5 protein-coding genes are annotated in these 6,418 nt (G+C 74.4%); 2 read left to right on the plus strand and 3 right to left on the minus strand.

What is annotated here, in order from left to right:
- Positions 1 to 238: 238 nt before the first annotated feature.
- The 3 genes from ABT106_RS30465 to ABT106_RS30475 form a co-directional block, all read right to left on the minus strand.
- Entirely contained in the window at positions 239 to 1,045 is an 807-nt protein-coding gene (locus tag ABT106_RS30465; protein ID WP_351283873.1) for an SDR family NAD(P)-dependent oxidoreductase, read from the minus strand.
- Between the two features lie 503 nt (positions 1,046 to 1,548).
- A complete protein-coding gene (locus ABT106_RS30470) occupies positions 1,549 to 3,123 on the minus strand; it encodes an acyl-CoA carboxylase subunit beta (protein ID WP_351283875.1) in 1,575 nt (524 codons plus the stop codon).
- A 174-nt stretch (positions 3,124 to 3,297) separates the two neighbouring features.
- Positions 3,298 to 4,560 carry an aminotransferase class V-fold PLP-dependent enzyme gene (locus ABT106_RS30475; RefSeq protein ID WP_351283878.1) on the minus strand — a complete coding sequence of 421 codons (1,263 nt, stop codon included), beginning with the start codon at positions 4,558 to 4,560 and terminating at the stop codon, positions 3,298 to 3,300.
- A 370-nt stretch (positions 4,561 to 4,930) separates the two neighbouring features.
- Here ABT106_RS30475 and ABT106_RS30480 point away from each other — a divergent pair, with 370 nt between their 5' ends.
- On the plus strand, positions 4,931 to 5,122 hold the full coding sequence (locus tag ABT106_RS30480; protein WP_351283881.1) for a hypothetical protein: 192 nt from the start codon (positions 4,931 to 4,933) through the stop codon (positions 5,120 to 5,122).
- 345 nt (positions 5,123 to 5,467) lie between these two features.
- Complete coding sequence (locus ABT106_RS30485; protein ID WP_351283884.1) at positions 5,468 to 6,289, plus strand: AfsR/SARP family transcriptional regulator; 822 nt, start codon at positions 5,468 to 5,470, stop codon at positions 6,287 to 6,289.
- The last annotated feature ends 129 nt before the right edge of the window (positions 6,290 to 6,418 follow it).

Here is a 6,418-nt window from a genome sequence, read left to right on the forward strand (position 1 = left end):
GGGGGTGTCTTGGGGGGGGGGGTCCGCGGCGCGCTGTCCGTCCGGGGCCCCTCCACACGTGCCGTTGCGCGGGCCGTTGCGCGGCGTTTTCGCGGGGTGTGCCGCGGGCGTTTTCGCGGGGTGTGCCGCGGCGTTTTGGCGGGCCTGCCCGGGTGCGCCTTCTTCGGGGGTGTGCCGCGGGACCGTGGCGGGCGGGTGTGTGCCGTGGGGCGCGGACTGCCGTGCGGGCGGCAGGGGTTCAGGCGTTGCCGAGGCCGCCGCAGACGTTGAGGGCCTGGGCGGTGATGGACGCGGCGAGGTCGGTGGTGAGGTAGCCGACGAGGCCGGCGACCTCCTCGGAGGTGGAGTAGCGGCCCAGGGGTATCTTCGCCTCGAACTGCTCCTGTACGTACTCCTCGGTGGTGTCCCACACCTGTGCGTAGCCGCTGCGGACGCGGGCGGCCATGGGGGTTTCCACGTAGCCGGGGCAGACGGCGTTGACGGTGGTGCCGGTGGGGGCGAGTTCCTTGCCGAGGGCCTTGGTGAAGCCGATCACGGCGTGTTTGGAGGCGGAGTAGGGGGCGCCGAGCAGGACGCCCTGTTTGCCGGCGGTGGAGGCGATGTTGATGATGCGGCCCCACGGCTCGGCGCCCAGGCCGCCGTTGTTGAGGACTTCGCGGGTGAGGCGGAAGACGCTGTTGAGGTTGGTGTCGATGACGTCGTCCCACAGTTCGTCGGTGATGCCGGCGGTGGCCCCGCCGCCGCTGCGGCCGGCGTTGTTGACCAGGATGCTGACGGGGTCTGCGTACGCCGCGACGGCCGCGGCGACCAGGGCCCGCACGGCGGCCGCGTCGCGTACGTCGGCGGCGGCGCCCTCCACGCTGAAGCCCTCGGCCTGCAGGTCGGCCACGGTCTGTTTGACCGCGGTCTCGGTGCGCGCGCACAGGAACACCCGGTGCCCGCGGGCGCCCAGGTCGCGGGCGACGGCCAGGCCGATGCCGCTGGTGGCGCCGGTGACCAGGGCCACGGGCCTCTCGGGGGCCTTGTCGATCGCCTTCACCGTCATTCCTCGTATCCCTTCCTCGCTCGCCAGGACGCTCTGAGCGTGCCGGGGGGCACTCGGGGCGCGGCGGAAGGCGGATGGAGGCGGCGCGGGCGGCGGCGGGGCGGGCGTGCCGGTGCCCCGCCGGGCGGGGCGCGGCGGGGCGGGGCGCGCGGGCGGGGCGGGTCAGCGGCCGCGCCAGGATCCGGGGCGGCGGGGCCGGGGGGCGGCGGGGGCGCGGTCCCAGGCGGAGGGTGTGGTGCGCGGGGCGGGGGGCGGGGCCGGGGGTTCGGCGAGGACGGCGGTCAGGACCGTCAGGAGGGCGGCGGTCTCCGCGTCGTCGGGCCGGCCCCGGGTGATCCTCCAGGCCGGCGGCGGGCCGGGGACCGGCGTGTCCCCCCTACCCGCGGCCGCGGGTGCCGGTGCGGGTACGGCCGCCGGTGCGGGTGCCGGTGCGGGTGCCGGCGCGGGTGCGGGTGCCGGCGCGGGTGCGGGTGCTGCCGCGGTTCCGGGTGCGGCGGTGGTGCTCATACGGGCGGGTTGCCGTGCTTGCGCGACGGCAGGTCGGCGTACTTGGGGCGGAGCATGTCCAGGGAGCGGATGAGGACCGAGCGGGTCTCGGCGGGGTCGATGACGTCGTCGACGAGGCCGCGTTCGGCGGCGTAGTAGGGGTGCATGAGCTCGGCCGTGTACTCCTTGATCTTCTGTGCGCGCATCGCGTCGGGGTCGGCGGCGGCGGCGATCTCGCGGCGGAAGATGACGTTCGCGGCGCCTTCGGCGCCCATGACGGCGATCTCGTTGGTGGGCCAGGCCAGGGCGAGGTCGGCGCCGATGGAGCGGGAGTCCATGACGATGTACGCGCCGCCGTACGCCTTGCGCAGGACCAGGGAGATCCGCGGGACGGTGGCGTTGCAGTAGGCGTAGAGCAGTTTCGCGCCGTGGCGGATGATGCCGTTGTGTTCCTGGTCGACGCCGGGCAGGAAGCCGGGGACGTCGACGAGGGTGACCAGGGGGATGTTGAAGGCGTCGCAGAACTGGACGAAGCGGGCCGCTTTCTCGCTCGCGTGGATGTCCAGGACCCCGGCGAGGCTGGCGGGCTGGTTGGCGACGAAGCCGGTGACGTGGCCGTCCATCCGGGCCAGCGCGCACACCACGTTGGTCGCCCAGGCGGGCTGGATCTCGAAGTAGTCGCCGTCGTCGACGACTTCCTCGATGACGTTGCGGATGTCGTAGGCCTGCTGGGGGTTGGCGGGGACGGTCCGTGACAGCGCGTCGGTGCGCCGGTCGGGCCGGTCGGCGCCCTGTTCGCGCGGCGGGGTCTCGCGGTTGTTGGCGGGCAGCAGCGAGAGCAGGTGCCGTACGTCTTCCAGGCAGCTCGGCTCGTCGTCGTAGGCGAAGGCGGCCACGCCGGAGACCGCGGCGTGGACATCGGCGCCGCCGAGGCCGTTGTGGGTGATCTCCTCGCCGGTGACGGCCTTGACGACGTCGGGGCCGGTGATGAACATCTGCGAGGTGCCGCGGACCATGAACACGAAGTCGGTCAGGGCCGGGGAGTAGGCCGCGCCGCCCGCGCAGGGGCCGACCATCACGCTGATCTGCGGGATGACGCCGGAGGCGCGGGTGTTGCGCTGGAAGATGCCGCCGTAGCCGGCCAGCGCGGAGACGCCTTCCTGGATGCGGGCGCCGGCCCCGTCGTTGAGGGAGACCAGCGGGGCGCCGGTCGACTCGGCCAGGTCCATCACCTTGTGGATCTTCTCGGCGTGGGCCTCGCCGAGGGCTCCGCCGAAGATGCGGAAGTCGTGGGCGTAGACGAAGACGGTGCGGCCCTCGACGGTGCCCCAGCCGGTGATCACCCCGTCGGTGTAGGGGCGTTTGTCCTCCAGTCCCAGGCCGGTCGCGCGGTGCCGGCGCAGGGTCTCGATCTCGTGGAACGAGTCCGGGTCGAGCAGCAAGGCGATCCGCTCGCGGGCGGTGAGCTTGCCCTTGGCGTGCTGGCGTTCGGTGGCCCGCGCGTCGGGGCCGGCCAGCGCCAGGGCTTTGATGCCGGCCAGTTCGGCCGCGCGGTCCGCGGCCGGCAGGGGTGGCGCTTCGCTCGTGGTCATGTGGCTCCTCCAGGTCTGGGGCCGGATCCGGCCACCGTCGCGCGCGGTGCTCAAGACCTCGTGGAAGTCCGCTCGAGCCCCGCATGAGACGGGGGTTGGGCGGCCCGCGGTCGGCGGCGGGTGATCCGGCGGTTCGGGATCGGCGGTTCGGGGCGGGGCGGGGTGCGGGCGCCCTCAGGTCGCGCTGTGCAGGGTGAGGTGTCCGCGCCGGACCGTGCGCCCGGCGTACGGGGACGGCCGCCCGCGGCCGCCGGATCCCCCGGCCGCCGCGGCGAAGGCCGGGGCGGGGGCGGGGGCGTGGGGGGCGGTGGGGGTGTGCCGCTCTTCGCGCAGGGCGTCCCGCAGGGCCCGTGCGAAGTGGTCGATGTCCTGTGCGGTGGTGCCGCGGTGGAGGGAGGCGCGGACGGCGGGGGCGCCGCCGGCGGCGGCCGGGTGGAGCGGGTGCTCCTGCGCGACGGTCTTGGCCAGGACGGCGCCGTGGCGGGCCAGGGCGCGGCGCAGGCGGGCGGCGGGGACCTCGTGGTGCCGGAAGGCCAGGATGCCGGCCCGGTCGCGGCCCGCCGGGAGGAGTTCGACGCCCGGGGTCCCTTCCAGGACGGCGCGCAGCCGCGGCAGGAGGTCCTCGGGGGGCGGGGAGGCGGCGGCGTGGTGGGCCAGGGCGGTGTTCAGCGCGGCGACGGCGGCGGGCGCCGGCCGGGGCGGGTGCCCGGGTGCGGGCCGGCCGTGCCCGCCGGGGCTGTCAGGGCCGGCGGGGCCGGTGTCGCGGGTTCCGGGGCGGGTGTAGGCGAATCCGGTGTCCTGCGGGCCGTGCAGGAACCTCCAGCCGTCCGCGGTGAGCAGGTCGCAGCCGATGCGGGCGGCGTGAAGGGGGAGCTGGCCGGCGGAGTGGGAGGCGTCGAGGGCGTAGCGGGCGCGGTGGGGGGCGAGGATGCGTCCGATCTCGTGGACCGGGTTGAGGGTTCCGCAGGCGGCGGAGACGTGGACGGCGCTGACGAGGGCGACGTCGGGGCCGATGTGGGCGCGCATCCAGTCCAGGTCGAGGTCGCCGTCGGGGCGCAGCGGGACGACGTCCAGGTGGCAGCGGGTGCGGTCGCGCAGGGCGTGCAGGGCGGTCAGCTGGGCGACGCCCTCGTGGGGGGTGGTCCAGATCCGGTCGCGGGGGCCGGGGTCCAGGCGGGAGACGAAGGCCGCGAAGGCGTCGGCCGCGCCGGTGACCGGGAGGGTGTCGCGGGCCGGTACGCCCAGGAGGCGGCCGAGGCGTTCGCGGATCCCGGGGCCGGGGCCCGCGGCGAGGTGTTCCTGGAGCGCGCGGGCTCCGAAGCGGTCGTCGCGGGCGGTGCAGTCGGCGAGCACGGCGCGTACGGCGTCCGGCATCGGGCCGGTTCCCGCGGTGTCCAGGTGGGCCGTTCGCTGTCCGTGGTGTGTCGGCGCGTTCATCAGGGGCCTCCCCCGCTGTCGGCCGCGGCACGTCCACGACCCCGTTGTTCCAGGTGTTGCCAAATCACTTGGCAATACATTGCCCACCCGGTGACGGCTTTGGCAATGTCCGCTCCGGTGAAACTCCAGCCGGGGCCTCTTGGCACAATCCGGCAAATCCGGGAACGGCTTCTGTCACATCACGATGTGTGCAGGTCAGGACAGTTGGAAGGGGGTGGATGGGGTGGCCGGGGGTGTATTCCGGGGCAATTCCCTGCCGTGCTCCAGCATTTCTCCAGTGATTGACGAGCGAATCCCCAGCGGGTGTTGCCAGTCTTCTTGGCAGAAGACTTGCCAAGCAGGACCGAGCAATTGCCCTGGAGGGGTCACCATGAGGAACATCGCCCGCGTCGTCGCCACCGCCGCTCTCGCCACGGCCGCCGTCCTGACCGCGGGCGGCGTGGCCGCCGCCGACGGCGGCGGCTCCATCGACTGGCCGGTGGCCCCGGTCTCGGCCCCGGCCGCCGGTCCGCACGCCGGCCCCGCGGGCGCCCCGGCCGCGGGCCGCATCGACTGGCCGTAGCCGGACCGCCCGGCCCGCGCGACGCCCGCACCGCCCCGTACCACCACGTACCACCCCGCATCACCACGTACCGTCTGCGCCGCCCCGTACCGCCCCGTACCGCCCCGTACCGCGCGATGCCCGCAGCCCGCCCCGCACGCCCCGCGCGTACCGCCCGTACCGCCCGCGATCCGTGGGGATGTGTACGCCGCCGGCTGCTCAACACCGTTGCTTGGAAGGCGACTTGAGGCCCGCTACAGGAAGGGGCCGGGGGGCGTCCACCCCGGCTAGCGTGCCCGCAACGGGGGCGGTTCCCTGGCCATCTGAGAAAAAGAGCCAGGGGACTCGACGAGTACGGAGGAGACCATGAGGATTCGGGTGCTGGGTCCGTTGAGCGCCGAGGTCAACGGGGGGTCCATTGTCCCGACCGCGGGCAAGCCGAGGCAGGTGCTGTCGCTGCTCGCGCTCTATCCCGGGCGGGTCATGCCGGTGCCCACCCTCATGGAGGAGATCTGGGGGACGCAGCCGCCGCAGAGCGCGCTGACGACCCTGCAGACGTACATCCTCCAGCTGCGCCGCCGTCTGGGCACCGCGATGGGGCCCGACGCTCCCGGCGGCGCCAAGGAGGTGCTCGCCACCCGGCACGGCGGCTACCTGCTGCAGATCACCGAGGACAGCGTCGACGTACACGACTACGAGCGCCTGGTGCGCGAGGGCCAGGCCGCCTTCGAGACGGGCGACAGCCAGGTCTCCGCCGACCGTCTCCGCGCCGCGCTGGACCTGTGGCGGGGCCCGGCACTGGTGGACGTACGGGTCGGGCCGATCCTGGACATCGAGGTGATGCGGCTGCAGGAGAGCCGCCTGGTGACGGTGGAACGGCGCATCGACGCCGATCTGCGGCTGGGCCGGCACAGTGAACTCCTGGCCGAACTCGCCGACCTGACGGCCCGCCACCCCCAGCACGAGGGCCTGCACTCACAGATCATGGTGGCCCTCTACCGTGCCGGACGCCAGGCCGGCGCCCTGGACGTCTACCGCAGACTCAGAGCCCGCCTGATAGAAGACCTCGGCGTGGAACCCTCACCCCAGCTCCAGCGCCTCCACCAGGCCATGCTCGCCGTCGACCCCGCCCTGGACGGGACGGCGGGGGCGCGGCGCGGTTCGACGTTCGACCTGTACGCCGTGTGAACCCCGCCGCCCGGCACGCGGGGCGCCGCCCGGGCCAGGGGAGGGCGCAATGACGGAGAAGACGGGTTTCGGGAAGGCACCGGCGCGGGACCGCAGGAGGTTCCCCGGTATTTCCTCGCGGGCGTACGA

The organism is Streptomyces sp. NPDC002044 (genome assembly GCF_040296725.1).
Classification (GTDB): Bacteria; Actinomycetota; Actinomycetes; order Streptomycetales; family Streptomycetaceae; genus Streptomyces; species Streptomyces antarcticus.

Bases quoted from the DNA above. Each gene is read 5' to 3' on its own strand.
- ABT106_RS30465 (WP_351283873.1), bottom strand. From the start codon at position 1,045: ATGACGGTGAAGGCGATCGACAAGGCCCCCGAGAGGCCCGTGGCCCTG.
- ABT106_RS30485 (WP_351283884.1), top strand. From the start codon at position 5,468: ATGAGGATTCGGGTGCTGGGTCCGTTGAGCGCCGAGGTCAACGGGGGG.
- ABT106_RS30470 (WP_351283875.1), bottom strand. From the start codon at position 3,123: ATGACCACGAGCGAAGCGCCACCCCTGCCGGCCGCGGACCGCGCGGCC.
- ABT106_RS30475 (WP_351283878.1), bottom strand. From the start codon at position 4,560: ATGAACGCGCCGACACACCACGGACAGCGAACGGCCCACCTGGACACC.
- ABT106_RS30480 (WP_351283881.1), top strand. From the start codon at position 4,931: ATGAGGAACATCGCCCGCGTCGTCGCCACCGCCGCTCTCGCCACGGCC.